The organism is Serratia sp. TMDUHS_CL (assembly GCF_037137105.1).
Taxonomy (GTDB): Bacteria; Pseudomonadota; Gammaproteobacteria; order Enterobacterales; family Enterobacteriaceae; genus Serratia; species Serratia nevei.
Genome location: NZ_JBBBDV010000004.1, coordinates 127,353 through 142,764, shown reverse-complemented (window position 1 = coordinate 142,764; position 15,412 = coordinate 127,353). Strand labels below are relative to the sequence as shown.

The window sequence follows — 15,412 nt, the reverse complement described above, 5'->3', positions numbered from 1 at the left end:
CAGATTGGCTCTGTGCCCTAGCTGCGCGAAGTCAAGCTAGAGCTAACACATGTTGAAATATGTTCTGTTAACTCAACGCAACCTATGCACCACCTGGTTGCTGCTGCCGCGCCAAATCAGCGCCGGGTCTTTCAAATCCTGCACGAACTTGCCGTCGATCAACACGTTGATCCTGTCCACCACCTGCATTTGCTGCGCGTCCAGCTCCGCCAGCCGGTAGCCGGTCCACAGCCAGATATCCTTGCCGGGGCACTCGGCGCGCACCCGTTTCACCAGCTTTAGGATGCTCGGCACGTTGGCCGGATGCAGCGGATCGCCGCCGGAGAGCGACAGCCCCTGGCGCGGCACGCGCGAATCGTTCAGATCGGTGATGATGCGGTCTTCCAGCGCCGGGGTAAACGGCTGGCCGGAGTTGAGCCGCCAGGTGCTTTTGTTGTAGCAGCCGGGGCACTGGTGCACGCAGCCGGCGACAAACAGCGTGCAGCGGGTGCCGGGGCCGTTGACGACGTCGATTGGGTAATACTGGTGATAATTCATGTGAGGCCTGCCCATCAGGCTATTTTACTGGCCATTTTGCCTCCGGGCAGTGCTGCCAATCCTCACGTACTGCGTGTACGCTGCGGTTGGTGCGCACTGCCCGAAGGCAAACTGGCTGCGACAATCACGCCTGATGAACAGGCTTGTACCTGGGTTGCACGGCGTTTCTCAGCCGAGCTGCCCGTTGCCGAGGTGTTTCACCCGGCGTTTCACCTCTTCCTGCTTGCCGGCGTTGAACGGCCGGGCATCGGGGCTGCCGAGATAGCCGCACACCCGGCGGGTGACCGAGACCTTGGCCGAGTCGTGGTTGCCGCATTTCGGGCAGGTGAAGCCTTTGCTGGTGCAGGAGAATTCACCGGTGAAGCCGCATTCGTAGCACTCGTCGATCGGCGTGTTGGTGCCGTAGTAAGGCACCCGGCTGTAGCTGTAGTCCCACACGTCTTCCAGCGCCTTCAGGTTATGCTGCAGGTTCGGGTATTCGCCGTAGCAGATGAAGCCGCCGCTGGCCAACGGCGGGTAGGGCGCTTCGAAGTCCAGCTTGTCGTACGGATTGACCTTCTTCTCCACGTCAAGGTGGAAGCTGTTGGTGTAATAGCCCTTATCGGTGACGCCCGGCACCACGCCGAAATCGGCGGTGTCCAGCCGGCAGAAGCGATCGCACAGGTTCTCGCTCGGCGTGCTGTAGAGGCTGAAGCCGTAGCCGGTCTCGTCTTTCCAGGCATCGACGGCGGCGCGCAGCCGTGCGACGATCGCCACCGCTTTGGCGCGCAGCGCCTCGTCGTCATACACGTGATTTTCGCCGCCGAACAGCGCGTTGATGGTCTCGTGCAGGCCGATATAGCCCAGCGAAATTGAAGCGCGGCCGTTTTTGAAGATATCGGCGATGTTGTCGTCGGCCTTGAGCCGCACGCCGCAGGCGCCTTCCATGTACAAGATTGGCGCCACCCGCGCTTTGATGCCTTCCAGCCGGGCGATGCGCGTCATCAGGGCCTTTTTCGCCAGCTGCAGGCGCTGATCCAGCAGCGCCCAGAAGCGCGACTCATCGCCCATCGCCTCCAGCGCGATGCGCGGCAGGTTGAGGCTGATGACGCCGATGTTGTTGCGGCCGTCGTGCACCAGCTCGCCGTCCTGCTCGTAGGTGCCGAGGAAGCTGCGGCAGCCCATCGGCGTTTTGAACGAGCCGGTCACCTTCACCACCTGATCGTAGTTGAGGATATCCGGGTACATGCGCTTGCTGGCGCACTCCAGCGCCAGCTGCTTGATGTCGTAGTTCGGATCGCCGTACTGGTGGTTGAGACCGTCGCGGATGGCGAACACCAGCTTGGGGAACACGGCGGTCTTGCGGTTTTTGCCCAGCCCGGCGATGCGGTTTTTCAGGATCGAGCGCTGGATCAGGCGCGACTCCCAGCTGGTGCCAAGGCCGAAGCCGAAGGTGACGAACGGCGTCTGGCCGTTGGCGGTGTGCAGGGTGTTGACCTCGTACTCCAGCGACTGGAAGGCGTCGTAACACTCTTTCTCGGTGCGCGCCATGGCATAGCCTTTGGCGTCCGGGATCTGCCATTCTTCCGCCACCTGCAGGTGTTTGCGGAAGCTCTCGTCGACGAACGGCGCCAGGATTTCATCGATGCGGTTGATGGTGGTGCCGCCATAAATATGGCTGGCGACCTGGGCGATGATCTGCGCGGTCACGGCGGTGGCGGTGGAGATCGACTTCGGCGGCTCGATTTCGGCGTTGCCCATCTTGAAGCCGTTGGTCAGCATGCCTTTCAGATCGATCAGCATGCAGTTGAACATCGGGAAGAACGGCGAGTAGTCGAGATCGTGATAGTGAATTTCGCCGCGTTCATGGGCCAGCACCACGTCGCGCGGCAGGATGTGCTGCTTGGCGTAGTGTTTGGCGACGATGCCCGCCAGCAGGTCGCGCTGGGTGGGGATCACCTTGCTGTCCTTGTTGGCGTTTTCGTTCAGCAGCGCGCGGTTGCTCTGCTCGACCAGGCCGCGAATTTCCTGGTTCAGGCGGCCGCGCAGCTCGCGCGCCACGTCGCGATCGTGGCGGTATTCGATATAGGCGCGCGCCAGCTGCTTGTATTCGCCGGCCATCAGCTGGTTTTCCACCGCCTGCTGGATCTCGTGGATATCGACGCGCGGCTGCTGCTCCATGCGCTGAGCGACCACGCGGGCGACGGTGGCGCAGTAGTCGGCGTCGACCACGCCCACCGCCAGCGCGGCGCGCTCGATGGCTTGCGCGATGCGCGCTTCGTCAAAAGGTACCTGGCAACCGTCCCGCTTAATCACTACTGGTTTCACGTTGTACTCCTTGTTCCCCGAGGGAGCGTTCATACCCGCCTGGCGTGGCGAGCAACCGTCAAATTTCGCTTATCCACAGGGCAAAGCCGCAGCGCGCAAGGGCTGTGGCGGCGTGTGGATGATTTTGTGGATAACTACTATATATAGGTGTTCGCAATTCTTAATGCACTATATATAGATATTGGCGAGATTCTTTTGATGTAGAACAAGGAAAACGGAAGAGCGTGTGCAAGCTGAACAGACGTCAATCGCTCACTGGCCGATCGCGAAAATGCGCCAGCAGAAAGTCGACCCAGACGCGCACCCGCGGCGGCAGATCCGCCGAGGCGTAATAGAGCCACAGCTGCACCGGGCGCGGCCAGCACTCCGCCAGCACCGGCCGCAGCGTGCCCTGCTCAAAGTGCTTTTCGAGGTACCAGCGCGCCAGGTTGACGATGCCCAGCCCGGCCAGCGCCGCATCCAGCAACATTTCCGGGCGGCTCACCACCAATCGGCCGTTCAGATCCAGCGCCAGCGTTTCGCCCTGATGGCGCAGCTGCCATTTGACGTGGCGGCCGTTGCTGGGGTTGCGGTGCAGCAGGCAGTCGTGCCGCAGCAGGTCGTGCGGCGTTTGCGGTTCACCGCGCCGCGCCAGATAGTCGGGCGACGCCGCCAGCGCCATATGCATCGGGTAGAGCGGGCGCGCCACCAGCCGGCTGTCGGGATCGACCCGGCTGCCGATGCCGACGTCGAAGCCTTCGCCCACCAGATTCACCACCCGGGCGTCCAGCGACAGATCGAGATCGATCTGCGGGTAGCGCGCCAGAAATTGCGGGATCAACGGCATCAGCATCTGGCGGCCGAAGCCGGGGATCATCGTGACGCGCACCAACCCGGCCGGCGCCTGCCGCTCGCCGCCGGCGCTTTCCAGCGTCGCCGCCAACGCCTGCCACAGCGGCGCCACCTGCGCCAGCAGCGCTTTGCCCTCGTCGGTCAGCAGCACGTTGTGGGTATTGCGCTGAAACAGCCGCAGCGCCAGCTTCTCTTCCAGCGCGCGGATATTTTTGCTGACCGCCGCCGGCGTGACGCCCAGCTGGCGGGCGGCGGCGGAGAAATTTTGCGCCTGCGCGGCGGCGAGGAAGGCCGGCAGCAGGCGGTGCACGTCAAAGGGCAGCGACATAGTGGTTGATACTTTCGGTTGAAATTGAAGTGACCTTGAACAGCCTACACCCGAAGCGGCAGAAATGGAAAAATGCCTCATCTTCTTTACGTTCAAGGAATCCTTTATGTCACGCATTTTAGTGTTAACCGCCCACCGCACCCCCGACGAGTCGCGCATCAACCAGGCGCTGATCGAGGCCGTGCGCCCGCTGCCTAACGTGACCGTGCACGAACTGATCCGCGCTTACCCGGATTACCGCATCGACGTGGCGCGCGAACAGGAGCTGCTGGAAAGCCACGATGCGGTGGTGATGATGTTCCCGTTTTTCTGGTACAGCTCGCCGGCGATCCTGCGCGAATGGCAGGACGCGGTATTAACTTATGGTTTCGCCTACGGCAGCGAGGGCACCAAACTGCATGGCAAGCCGCTGCAATTGGTGGTGAGCACCGGCGGCAACGCGCAGGCCTACACGCCGGCAGGCTACAACCGCTATCCGGTGCAGGATCTGCTGCTGCCGTTCCACGCGCTGGCTAACCTGACCGGCATGGATTATCTGCCGCCGCACCTGGTGCAGGGCGTGAGCGACATGAGCGATGAGCAGTTGGCGCAAGCGGCCGCCGGGGTGGTGGCGCTGATGGGGACATTGTAGGGCGCAGCGTTCGCCGCGCCCTGCGGGGTCAGTCTTCGAGCAGCCACCACACCGCTTCGAACGGCCGCAGCGTCAGCGCCTGCGGCTGATCCGCCGAGTCGCTGTAGTTGCTCATCAGCGGGCGCCACTGGGCGGAGGCTTCCACGCCTTCCGCCGCCCAGGCCAGCGGCTCGCGGCTCAGGTTGGCCACCACCAGCAGGCGCTGGCCGTTCCAGCTGCGCTGATAGCACCACAGCGCCGGGTGATCCGGCGCCAGATCCTGATAGTCGCCGTGGGTCAGCAGCGGATACTGCTTGCGCAGGATGATCAGCTGGCGGTAGGCGTAAAACACCGAGTCGAGATCGGCCAGCGCCGCGTCGGCGTTGATCTGCGGGTAGTTCTCGGCGCAGCCGATCCACGGCGTGCCGGTGGTGAAACCGGCGTGCGGGGCGGCGCTCCACTGCATCGGCGTGCGGCCGTTGTCGCGCGATTTGTCCGCCAGGATCGCCAGCAGTTCGGCGTCGCCGCGGTCCTGGGCGCTCAGCTCGGCGTACATGTTCAGGCTTTCCACGTCGCGGTACTGCTCGATGGCGCGGAAGCCGGGGTTAGTCATGCCGATCTCTTCACCCTGATAGATATAAGGCGTGCCCTGCATGCCGTGCAGCACCATCGCCAGCATTTTGGCGGCCGGCACCCGCAGTGCGCCTTCATCGCCGAAGCGCGACACGATGCGCGGCTGATCGTGGTTACACCAGAACAGTGCGTTCCAGGCGCGGTTATGCATCCCTTGCTGCCAGTGGCGGAAGATCTGCTTTAACTCCACGTAATCCGGCGCCGCCCGCGTCCATTTTTCGCCGCCGGCGTAGTCTACCTTCAGGTGGTGGAAGTTGAAGGTCATCGACAGCTCTTCGCCGCTCTGCGCCGCGTACTGCTGGCAATGCTCAAGCGTGGTGGAAGACATCTCGCCCACCGTCATCAGGCCGCGCGGCTGAAACACATCGCGGCTCATCTCCTGCAGGAACTCGTGAATGCGCGGGCCGTCGGTGTAGAAGCGGCGGCCGTCGCCCTGGCTGTCGGACGGGAAATCCTGCTGCTTGGACACCAGGTTGATCACGTCGAGGCGCAGGCCGTCGACGCCTTTGTCCGCCCAGAACTGACACACTTTCTTCAGCTCTTCGCGCACCGGCGGGTGTTCCCAGTTGAGATCCGCCTGCTCGGTAGCGAACAGGTGCAGGTAGTACTGGCCGCTGTCGGCGTGCCACTGCCAGGCATTGCCGCCGAATTTGGAGCGCCAGTTGTTCGGCGGTATCTCCCCCTCGCCGTCGCGCCAGACGTAAAACTGGCGATACGGGCTGTGGCGATCCTGCGCGGCCTTGAACCACGGATGCTCGGTCGAGGTGTGGTTGAACACCATGTCCATCACTATGCGGATGCCGCGCCGGTGGGCGGCGGCGACCAGCTGCTCGAAGTCCGCCATGGTGCCGTAAGCCGGATCGATGGCGCAGTAGTCCGCCACGTCATAGCCGTTGTCCACCTGCGGCGATACGTAGACCGGCGTCAGCCAGATGGCGTCGACGCCCAGCTCCTGCAGATAGTCCAGCCGCCGGGTCACGCCGGCCAAATCGCCGTAGCCGTTGCCGGTGCTGTCCTGAAAACTCTTCGGATAAATTTGATAGATGACGCCGTTCTGCCACCAGGGGGTTGGGTTGCTCATAGATCAATACCTTTGAATCGTGACAACGGGCCTGCGTAAGCAGGCCCCTACATTCATTTTGCGTCAATTAAACCGGCAGCTCGCCGCGGGCGGCCTTGCGCTTGTAGACCATGATGGTCAGCACCAGCGGGATGACGATCGCCACCAGAATCGCCAGCGAGTAAATCAGCCAGAACTGCGGTTTGATAGACAGGATGCCCGGCAGGCCGCCGACGCCGATGCCGTTGGCCATCACGCCGTCCAGGCCGCAGATCAGGCCTGCGATCGCGGAGCCGATCATCGCGCACAGCATCGGGAAGCGGTATTTGAGGTTGATGCCGTACATCGCCGGTTCGGTCACGCCGAGATAGGCGGAGATCGCCGCCGGCACCGAGATTTCACGCTCGTTGGCCTTGCGGCTGATGATGATGATGCCGAGCACCGCCGAGGCCTGCGCGATGTTGGACAGCGCAATCAGCGGCCATACCGGGGTGCCGCCCATGCTCTGGATCATCTGCATGTCGATGGCCAGCGTGGTCTGGTGCACGCCGGTGATCACCAGCGGTGCATACAGGAAGCCGAACAGCGCGGCGCCCACCGGGGCGAAGCTGCCGGTCATCACCGCTTTCACCGCCCAGGCGACGCCGTCGCCGATCATGCGGCCGAACGGCCCGATCAGCGCGTGCGCCAGGAACACCGCCAGCAGCAGCGAAACTACCGGCACCACCACCAGATAGAGATAGTCGGGGACGATCTTTTTCAGCCGGGTTTCGATCCAGCCCAGCGCCATGCCCGCCAGGATCGACGGGATCACCTGCGCCTGATAGCCGACTTTCTGGATCACGAACCAGCCGAAGTTCCACACTTCCGGCGTTTGCTGGCCGAGCAGGTAGGAGTTCATCAGCTGCGGCGACACCAGGGTGACGCCCAGCACGATGCCGAGCACCGGCGTGCCGCCCATCTTTTTCACCGTCGACCAGCAGATGGCCACCGGCAGGAACATGAAGATCGCTTCACCGAGCAGCCACAGGAAGTCGTAAATGGTTTTCCACGCCGGGTGCATCTGCGCCAGCGTTTGGCCGTCGGACATCGGGATGTCGCCGATCACGTTGCGGAAGCCGAGGATCAGACCGCCGCTGATCAGCGCCGGCAGCAGCGGGAAGAAGATCTCGGCGAAGTGGGAGATGGTGCGCTCGGTCCAGGTCATGTTCTGGCGCGCGGCGACCTTGGCCTGTTCCTTGTCGGCCTCGTTGACGCCGGTGCTGGCGATCAGCGCCTGATAGTAGTCGCCGACGTCGGTGCCGATCACCACCTGGAACTGCCCGGCGTTGGTGAAGCAGCCTTTGACCATCGGCAGCTCTTCGATTTCTTTGGGGCTGGCCTTGCTGGGGTCATTGAGGACGAAACGCAACCGGGTAATGCAATGGCTGACGGTGGCGATATTCTCGCGGCCGCCGACCAAAACAATCAGGCGATCAATATCCTGCTGTTTTACTTTGCTCATTATGGGATACCTGCAGAGGTGTTGACTGAGTAATGATAAAAGCTTAGCCACTCGGCTTTTTGAATGAAATGGGAACGTTCCCGGTTTGGGGCGAGGATCACAAAATGACAAAAAATGGTCAACTTCTAAGCAGATCGTCAGGAAAGTTTGCTGGGCACCACCAGGCGGCGGATCCCCTGTTCGCCGCTGAGCTGCGCCAGCAGCTGCTGCGCCGCCAGCAGGCCGGCGCTGCCGTAGCCGAACTCGACCGACAGGGTATCGGGGAACAGGAAGCTGAGCAGCGGGGTGTTGCCGATGGCGCACACCTGAATGGCGTGCGCCGGCTGCTGCTGCAGGTATTTGATCGCCCCCAGGGCGATGCTGTCGGAGGCGCAGATCAGCGCGCTGGTGTGCGAGTCGATCACCTCGGCGGCGTGCTGGAAACCGCTCTGGTAGCTCAGCTCGCCCAGCGTGGCGCGCGGCGTGAGCTTGAGGCGTTCACAGGCGTCGAGGTAGGCCTGATAGCGGCGCTGGCCGGTGGTGGCGTCGCTGAGCTGCACCCCCAGATAGCCGATATGCCGGTGCCCTTGCCGGTGCAGGCGATCCATCAGCAGGTTCACCGCGCCGGCGTCGTCGTAGCAGACGGACGAGAAGCCGTCGTATTCACGCACCATCACCACCATTTTTTCCTGCCACGGTTTGAGCATCGCCGCGGTCAGGCCGGTGAAGCCGAACAGGATCACGCCGTCGACGTTGCGCTGGCGCAGCACGTGCAGGTGCTCCTGCACCAGGCGGGTTTCGAACTGGCTCTCCATCACGATCGGGTCGAAGCCCTGCTGATACAGCAGCGGCAGCATGGTGCGCACCGCCTGGTTTTCCGACGGCGAATCGAGACGGGAAACGATGATGCCCACCACCTTGTCGCTCTGGCCGCGCATGGCGCGCGCCGACTTGGAGGGGGTAAACCCCTGCTGACGGATCACCGCTTCCACCCGTTCGCGGGTTTGCGGGCTCACGCTGCCTTCATTGTTCAGCACGCGTGAGACGGTGGATTTGCCTACGCCGCTCAGGCGTGCGATGTCCTTGATGGTCAGCCGGTTTTGCATGGTTTACTTGTCGTTTAGGTTGTAAGGCGTAAATTGACGGCCAATAATGAATGCCCGTCAGCATAGCTCATTTTCCGACGCGGATCTTGATGCAAAACGGGATTGTGACATTGCGATGAACGGCCGCTCCTGCCGCTCTGTTTTTCCCTTTACCGGAGGTTATACCCCATATGGACCCCGACCCGACTGCTTTAGACACTCACTCGGTTCTCCGGTAAAACCTCTCCGCCTGGCGCTGCTGTTTTACCGGTGAAGTACATCACGGTAACCGGTGGCGCGCGCTTCGTCGTTCGCTCCTGCTGCTGAAAAAAAGAATAAGGATCTGCATTGGCAGAGGCTTTTTGGCGTGCCCGCCATCCGCCCGGCCGATGACGATCCCCGTTTACCCGCTGCCGTGAGGCACCGGGCGACGAGGTGCGACCATGAAACTGAAAAAACTCCCCCGTCAGCTGCTGGGCCTGTTCGCCCGTGGCCTCCCGCGCCGTTTGGTGCGGCGCGACAGCCTGCTGGACAGCGTCGGCGGCGCTGCGCGCGATATGCCGGCCGGCCTGGCGCAGCAGCGGCTGGAATGCGCCGCCGCAGAGACGATGCAACTCTTTGAGCGTTTCCACAGCCACCCGGAAGGCATCACCGCCCATGAGGCGGAACAGGTGCGCCAGCGCTGCGGCGAGAACGTCATCGACGATCAGCAGAAAGAGGCCTGGTGGCAGCACCTCTGGCACTGTTACCGCAACCCGTTCAACCTGCTGCTGACCGCGCTCGGCATGATTTCTTATGCCACCGAGGATCTGACCGGCGCCTTGGTGATCGCGCTGATGGTGCTGATCTCCACGCTGCTGAACTTCATCCAGGAGGCGCGCTCCAACCGGGCGGCCGACGCGCTGAAGGCCATGGTGAGCAACACCGCCACGGTGATCCGCAGCGATGCGCTCACCGGCAGGAGCGAGCACGTAGAGCTGCCGATCGCGCAGCTGGTGCCGGGCGATATCATCAAGCTGGCGGCCGGCGACATGATCCCGGCGGATCTGCGCGTGCTGTCGGCCAAGGATCTGTTCATCAGCCAGGCGGCGCTGACCGGTGAATCGCTGCCGGTGGAAAAATCCGCGGCGCCGCAGGCGTTGGCGGCCGATCCGCTCGACTGCCAGAACCTGTGCTTCATGGGCACCAACGTGGTCAGCGGCACCGCGCTGGCGATGGTGATCGGCACCGGCGGCAACACCTATTTCGGCCAGCTGGCGCAGCGCGTCACCAGCCAGGATGAGCAGCCGAACGCCTTCCAGAGCGGCATCAGCAAGGTCAGCTGGCTGCTGATCCGCTTTATGCTGGTGATGACGCCGATCGTGCTGCTGATCAACGGCTACACCAAGGGCGACTGGTGGGAAGCGGCGCTGTTCGCGCTGTCGGTGGCGGTCGGGCTGACGCCGGAAATGCTGCCGATGATCGTCACCTCGACGCTGGCCAAAGGGGCGGTGAAACTGTCGCGCCAGAAGGTGATCGTCAAACGCCTGGACGCCATCCAGAACTTCGGTGCCATGGATATTCTGTGCACCGACAAGACCGGCACCCTGACCCAAGACAAGATCGTACTGGAGCGCCATACCGACGTGTTCGGCGCCAGCAGCGAGCGGGTGCTGCGCTACGCCTGGCTGAACAGCTTCTACCAGACCGGGTTGAAAAACCTGCTCGACGTGGCGGTGCTGAGCTGCGCGGAGCAAAATCAGCAGCCGGAAGCGCTGCAGCACTATCGCAAGGTGGATGAGATCCCGTTCGACTTTGTGCGCCGTCGCATGTCGGTGGTGGTGGCGAAAGACAACGAGTATCACGAGCTGGTGTGCAAGGGCGCGCTGGAAGAGATGCTGGCGATTTGCAGCCACGTGCGCCACGAAGACGAGGTGATCCCGCTGAGCGAGGCGCTGCTGACGCGCATTCGCCGCATCACCGACGATCTCAACCAGCAGGGGCTGCGGGTGGTGGCGGTGGCCAACAAGATCCTGCCGGCGCAAACCCATGAATACGGCGTGGCGGACGAGTCGGATCTGATCCTCGAAGGCTACGTCGCCTTCCTCGATCCGCCGAAGGAGAGCACCGCACCGGCGCTGGCGGCGCTGAAACAGAACGGCGTCACGGTGAAGATCCTCACCGGCGACAACGAGCTGGTGGCCGCCAAAGTGTGCCGGGACGTCGGGCTGGCGGCCGAGCACCTGCTGCGCGGCAGCGAGATCGAGCAGATGGACGACGAACAGCTGGCGCAGGCGGCGGCGCGCACCACGGTGTTCGCCAAGCTGACGCCGCTGCACAAGGAGCGCATCGTCAAACTGCTGCGCCGCCAGGGGCACGTGGTGGGCTTTATGGGCGACGGCATCAACGACGCGCCGGCGCTGCGCGCGGCCGATATCGGCATCTCCGTCGATTCGGCGGTGGACATCGCCAAGGAAGCGGCGGACATCATCCTGCTGGAAAAAAGCCTGATGGTGCTGGAGCAGGGGGTGATCGAAGGGCGCCGTACCTTCGCCAACATGCTGAAATACATCAAGATGACCGCCAGCTCCAACTTCGGTAACGTGTTCAGCGTGTTGATCGCCAGCGCCTTCCTGCCGTTCCTGCCGATGTTGCCGCTGCACCTGTTGATTCAGAACCTGATGTACGACATCTCGCAGATCGCCATCCCGTTCGATAACGTCGACGACGATCAGATCACCCAGCCGCAGCGCTGGAACTCCGCCGATCTGGGGCGGTTTATGGTGTTCTTCGGGCCGATCAGCTCGATCTTCGACGTGCTGACCTTCAGCCTGATGTGGTGGGTGTTCAAGGCCAATACGCCGGAAATGCAGACGCTGTTCCAGTCCGGCTGGTTCGTTGAAGGGCTGCTGTCGCAAACGCTGATCGTGCACATGATCCGCACGCGCAAAATTCCGTTTATCCAGAGCCGCCCATCCTGGCCGCTGTGCATCATGACGCTGGCGGTGATCGCCACCGGCATCGGCCTGGTGTTCTCGCCGCTGGCCGGCTTCCTGCAGCTGCAGGCGCTGCCGCTCGCCTACTTCCCGTGGCTGGTGCTGATCCTCGCCGGTTACATGGTGCTGACCCAGTGCGTGAAAGGCTGGTTCGTGCGCCGCTACGGCTGGCAATAACCCGCTCGCCCCCTCCGGCCGGGAGGGGGCAACTGTGATCCCGTCCGCTTTTTCACCGTAACGGTTGGACATCTGTTCTGTGCTGAGTCTTTATCTACAGCGTTGGCTGTTTTCCCCTGCGCCTTTCAAGCCACCGCGTTGTTGTTTATCGCCTAGCGGTGGCTTGAAATTCATTGGGGATATTTTGTTTTTTTCCTCTGAGGAATTTCCGATGCACAGACCTTTCCGTTATACGCTACTGGCTTCATCGCTATGGTTTTCTTGCGGCGCGCTGGCGCAGCCGGCCGGCGATCTGCCTCTGATGCCCTGGCCGCAGCAGGTGGAAGTGACGCAACCGGCGGGCAAGCTGATTTTGGATCGCCAGTTGTCGTTAAGCGTCCAGGGTGACGACTTGGGCGATGCGCTGCCGCGCTGGCGCCAGCGCATCGAACTGCAGACCGGCTGGACGCTGGCGCCGATGGAAGAAGCGAACGGCGCGGCGATCAAGGTGGTGATCAAGGACCGGGTGGCGGCGCAGCCGCTGCCGGGCAGCGACGAAAGTTACCGGCTGGCGGTCACGCCGCAGGGCGCCACGCTGACCGCCAACACCCGCTTCGGCGCGCTGCGCGGCATGGAAACCCTGCTGCAGCTGCTGCAGACCGACGGGCAAAACACCTTCCTGCCGCTGGTGGATATCCGCGATGTGCCGCGCTTCCCGTGGCGCGGCGTCTTGTTGGATTCGGCGCGCCATTTCCTGCCGCTGCCGGACATTCTCCGCCAGCTCGACGGCATGGCGGCGGCCAAGCTTAACGTGTTCCACTGGCACCTGACCGACGATCAGGGCTGGCGCTTTGCCTCCGAGCATTATCCCAAACTGCAACAGCAGGCCAGCGACGGCCAGTTCTACACCCGCGAGCAGATGCGGCAGGTGGTGGCTTATGCCACGGCGCGCGGCATTCGCGTGGTGCCGGAGATCGACATGCCGGGGCACGCCTCCAGCATTGCGGTGGCCTATCCCGAGCTGATGAGCGCGCCGGGGCCGTATCGCATGGAGCGCGAGTGGGGCGTGCATAAGCCGACGCTCGATCCGACCCGCGACGAGGTGTATCAGTTTGTCGACACGATCGTCGGCGAGCTGGCGGCGATCTTCTCCGATCCTTATCTGCACATCGGCGGCGATGAGGTGGACGCCAGCCAGTGGCGGGCGTCGCCGTCGATTCAGGCGTTTATGCAGAAGAACGGGCTGGCGGATACCCATGCGCTGCAGGCCTACTTCAACCAGAAGCTGGAAAAGATCCTCGGGAAGCACCAGCGGCAGATGGTCGGCTGGGACGAGATCTACCACCCGTCGCTGCCGCGTTCGATCGTCATTCAATCCTGGCAGGGGCAAGACTCGCTGGGTGCCAGCGCCCAGGACGGCTATCAGGGCATTCTCTCCACCGGTTTCTATCTCGATCAGCCGCAAAGCACCGCCTATCACTACCGCAATGAAATTCTGCCGCAGCCGCTGGGGGTCGAGACGGCGGTGCAGCCCGGCGAGCAGGCGCAAAGCTGGCGCTTCAGCATGCCGCGCCTGAAGGGTAGCGCGGTGGAGGGCAGCTTCACGCTGATTGAGGGCAAGCAGGGCTGGCGCGGCTTTATCGATTTCAATGGCAAGTCGCGCCGCGCGGTGCACGACATCGTCTGGCGTACGCCGCAGCAGGTGACGTTCCGCGTCGATACCTGGATGGGCGACACGTGGCCGGTGTTCACGCTGCAGCAGGACAAGCTCAGCGGCTATACGCTGGTCGGCAACGTGCGTTACCCCACCCGCGGCGACAAGCTGGCGGCGGTGCCGGCGGGCAAGATGCCGGTGGTGCCGGACGAGAAGGGGCAGGCCAACATTCTCGGCGGCGAAGCGGCGCTGTGGGCGGAAAACGTGCGTGCGCCGCTTCTCGATCTTAAGCTGTGGCCGCGGGCCTTCGCGGTGGCGGAGCGGCTGTGGTCGGCGCAGGACGTCACCGACGAAAGCAACATGTACCGGCGGCTGGCGGCGATCGACGCCTGGTCGGTGGTGTCGGTCGGCCTGCAGCAGCACGCGGAAACGGCGCGCGAATTCACCCGGCTGAGCAACAGCGTGCAGATCCTGCCGCTGCAGATCCTGGCCGAGGCGGTGGAGCCGGCGCAGTATTACACCCGCCAGCACCTGAAGTTCCAGGCCGGCAACTATCACCAGTTCGAGCCGCTGAACCGCTTTGCCGATGCGCTACCGCCGGAGAGCGGCGCAGTGCGCGACATGCATGCCCAGGTTGCGGCCTTGTTGAAGGATAAGCGCGATAAGGCGGCGGCGCAGGCGCTGCGCGAACGGCTGCAGCGCTGGCAGGCGAACGGCGCTGCATTGCAGACGGCGATCGCGGGCAACCGCACGCTGCGCGATCTGGCGCCGATGGCGCAGGACGTTGGCGCCTTGGCCACGCTGGGCTTAACGCTGCTGGATCGCCATCAGCAGGGCAAACCGCTGAGCCGGGCCGAGGCCGAGCAAGCGCAGCGCCAACTGGATGCGGCGGCGCAGACGCGTGACGAAGTGGTGATTGCGGCGGTGTACCCGCTGGAGGCGCTGCTGCGTGGGATGCAAACGGCGCCGTAAGGAGGGGGGCGAAGAAACTGCGGGGCGTATTCCATATCTCGACATTGCGATGTGGTTGAAAGAGCAGAAACGACGGGCTGGTTGTAAAATCCAGCCCGATTTGTTCATTCAATACGGTTTACGCATTCAAGGGATTGATAATGCCGCATGTTTTTAATGTCCGATTGATTGGAGAAGGCGCACTGGCTGCAACCAATGACCTCTTTGCTGAGGCCGGGTATGGTGTCCGGGTGCAAATGATGAATGCTGAAGATTTTGAGTGGTGCGTTGCGTTAGCTCGCCAACAACCCGAAGAGCGCCGTATTCCCTGGGAGTTGAATGGCGCCGCGTTGGGCGATCCTGACGGCTTTATGTTTAGCTTTAAGATACAGGGCATCGATGACCGGCCGGCCGGCGCCTGTCTCTGCCGGTTTTGTCCGGCTGCAGGCGAGCATCTGGCGATGTTAAATATTGAGATGCTGCAGAATTTTCGTATTAGAGACTCGAGCCTTGATGGCAATACGCTACGTTTTGCGCTCTATGTCGCCGTGCTCTTTATGGTGGATACGGCATGCGCAGGTTTGCGCTTAATATCGCCGATTAATACGGAGTTGGCTGATTATTATATAAATCATCATCATTTTGTCGACCTCACCGGGGGGCTCAAACAGATACTTTATCGAGACGCTGAGGCGCTTTTCCTGAGGTTCCAGGAAGGTTTTTCGCCGCCGGCCTCATAATTGAAGGTGGGTGAAATTTGCGCAATAATGGCGAAATGCCGGTAGGGTCACAGGAGGTTCGC

The 15,412-nt window shown here is 62.7% G+C and carries 10 protein-coding genes; 4 read left to right on the top strand and 6 right to left on the bottom strand.

Annotated features, from left to right (window positions below; genetic code table 11):
* Positions 1 to 72: 72 nt before the first annotated feature.
* The 3 genes from nrdG to WCL58_RS10535 all read right to left on the bottom strand — a co-directional run bounded on the left by nrdG (position 73) and on the right by WCL58_RS10535 (position 4,003).
* Positions 73 to 537 (bottom strand): anaerobic ribonucleoside-triphosphate reductase-activating protein, encoded by a 465-nt coding sequence (nrdG, locus tag WCL58_RS10545; protein WP_308353239.1) that lies wholly within the window; start codon positions 535 to 537, stop codon positions 73 to 75.
* Between the two features lie 168 nt (positions 538 to 705).
* The gene (gene nrdD, locus WCL58_RS10540) at positions 706 to 2,844 is read right to left on the bottom strand and encodes an anaerobic ribonucleoside-triphosphate reductase (RefSeq protein WP_004933403.1); all 2,139 of its coding nucleotides are present in this window, start codon (positions 2,842 to 2,844) and stop codon (positions 706 to 708) included.
* A 244-nt stretch (positions 2,845 to 3,088) separates the two neighbouring features.
* Positions 3,089 to 4,003, bottom strand: coding sequence for a LysR family transcriptional regulator (locus tag WCL58_RS10535; RefSeq protein WP_336851113.1), 915 nt, complete (start codon positions 4,001 to 4,003; stop codon positions 3,089 to 3,091).
* 106 nt (positions 4,004 to 4,109) lie between these two features.
* Here WCL58_RS10535 and WCL58_RS10530 point away from each other — a divergent pair, with 106 nt between their 5' ends.
* The gene (locus tag WCL58_RS10530) at positions 4,110 to 4,634 is read left to right on the top strand and encodes an NAD(P)H-dependent oxidoreductase (RefSeq protein ID WP_033652976.1); all 525 of its coding nucleotides are present in this window, start codon (positions 4,110 to 4,112) and stop codon (positions 4,632 to 4,634) included.
* Between the two features lie 28 nt (positions 4,635 to 4,662).
* On the opposite strand, the gene treC is transcribed toward WCL58_RS10530, so the two are convergent.
* The 3 genes from treC to treR form a co-directional block, all read right to left on the bottom strand.
* Positions 4,663 to 6,327, bottom strand: a complete 1,665-nt coding sequence (treC, locus tag WCL58_RS10525) for an alpha,alpha-phosphotrehalase (RefSeq protein WP_336851111.1) — start codon at positions 6,325 to 6,327, stop codon at positions 4,663 to 4,665.
* A 67-nt stretch (positions 6,328 to 6,394) separates the two neighbouring features.
* Positions 6,395 to 7,810, bottom strand: a complete 1,416-nt coding sequence (treB, locus tag WCL58_RS10520; protein WP_336851109.1) for a PTS trehalose transporter subunit IIBC — start codon at positions 7,808 to 7,810, stop codon at positions 6,395 to 6,397.
* A gap of 137 nt (positions 7,811 to 7,947) precedes the next feature.
* Positions 7,948 to 8,895 carry a trehalose operon repressor TreR gene (gene treR / locus WCL58_RS10515; protein WP_038879034.1) on the bottom strand — a complete coding sequence of 316 codons (948 nt, stop codon included), beginning with the start codon at positions 8,893 to 8,895 and terminating at the stop codon, positions 7,948 to 7,950.
* A gap of 422 nt (positions 8,896 to 9,317) precedes the next feature.
* On the opposite strand from treR, the gene mgtA reads away from it, so the two are divergent.
* From mgtA to WCL58_RS10500, 3 genes are all read left to right on the top strand, one after another.
* Positions 9,318 to 12,026, top strand: coding sequence for a magnesium-translocating P-type ATPase (gene mgtA / locus WCL58_RS10510; protein ID WP_336851108.1), 2,709 nt, complete (start codon positions 9,318 to 9,320; stop codon positions 12,024 to 12,026).
* A gap of 211 nt (positions 12,027 to 12,237) precedes the next feature.
* A complete protein-coding gene (locus WCL58_RS10505; protein ID WP_336851106.1) occupies positions 12,238 to 14,631 on the top strand; it encodes a beta-N-acetylhexosaminidase in 2,394 nt (797 codons plus the stop codon).
* 140 nt (positions 14,632 to 14,771) lie between these two features.
* Positions 14,772 to 15,350, top strand: a complete 579-nt coding sequence (locus tag WCL58_RS10500) for a hypothetical protein (protein ID WP_336851104.1) — start codon at positions 14,772 to 14,774, stop codon at positions 15,348 to 15,350.
* Positions 15,351 to 15,412 lie beyond the last annotated feature (62 nt).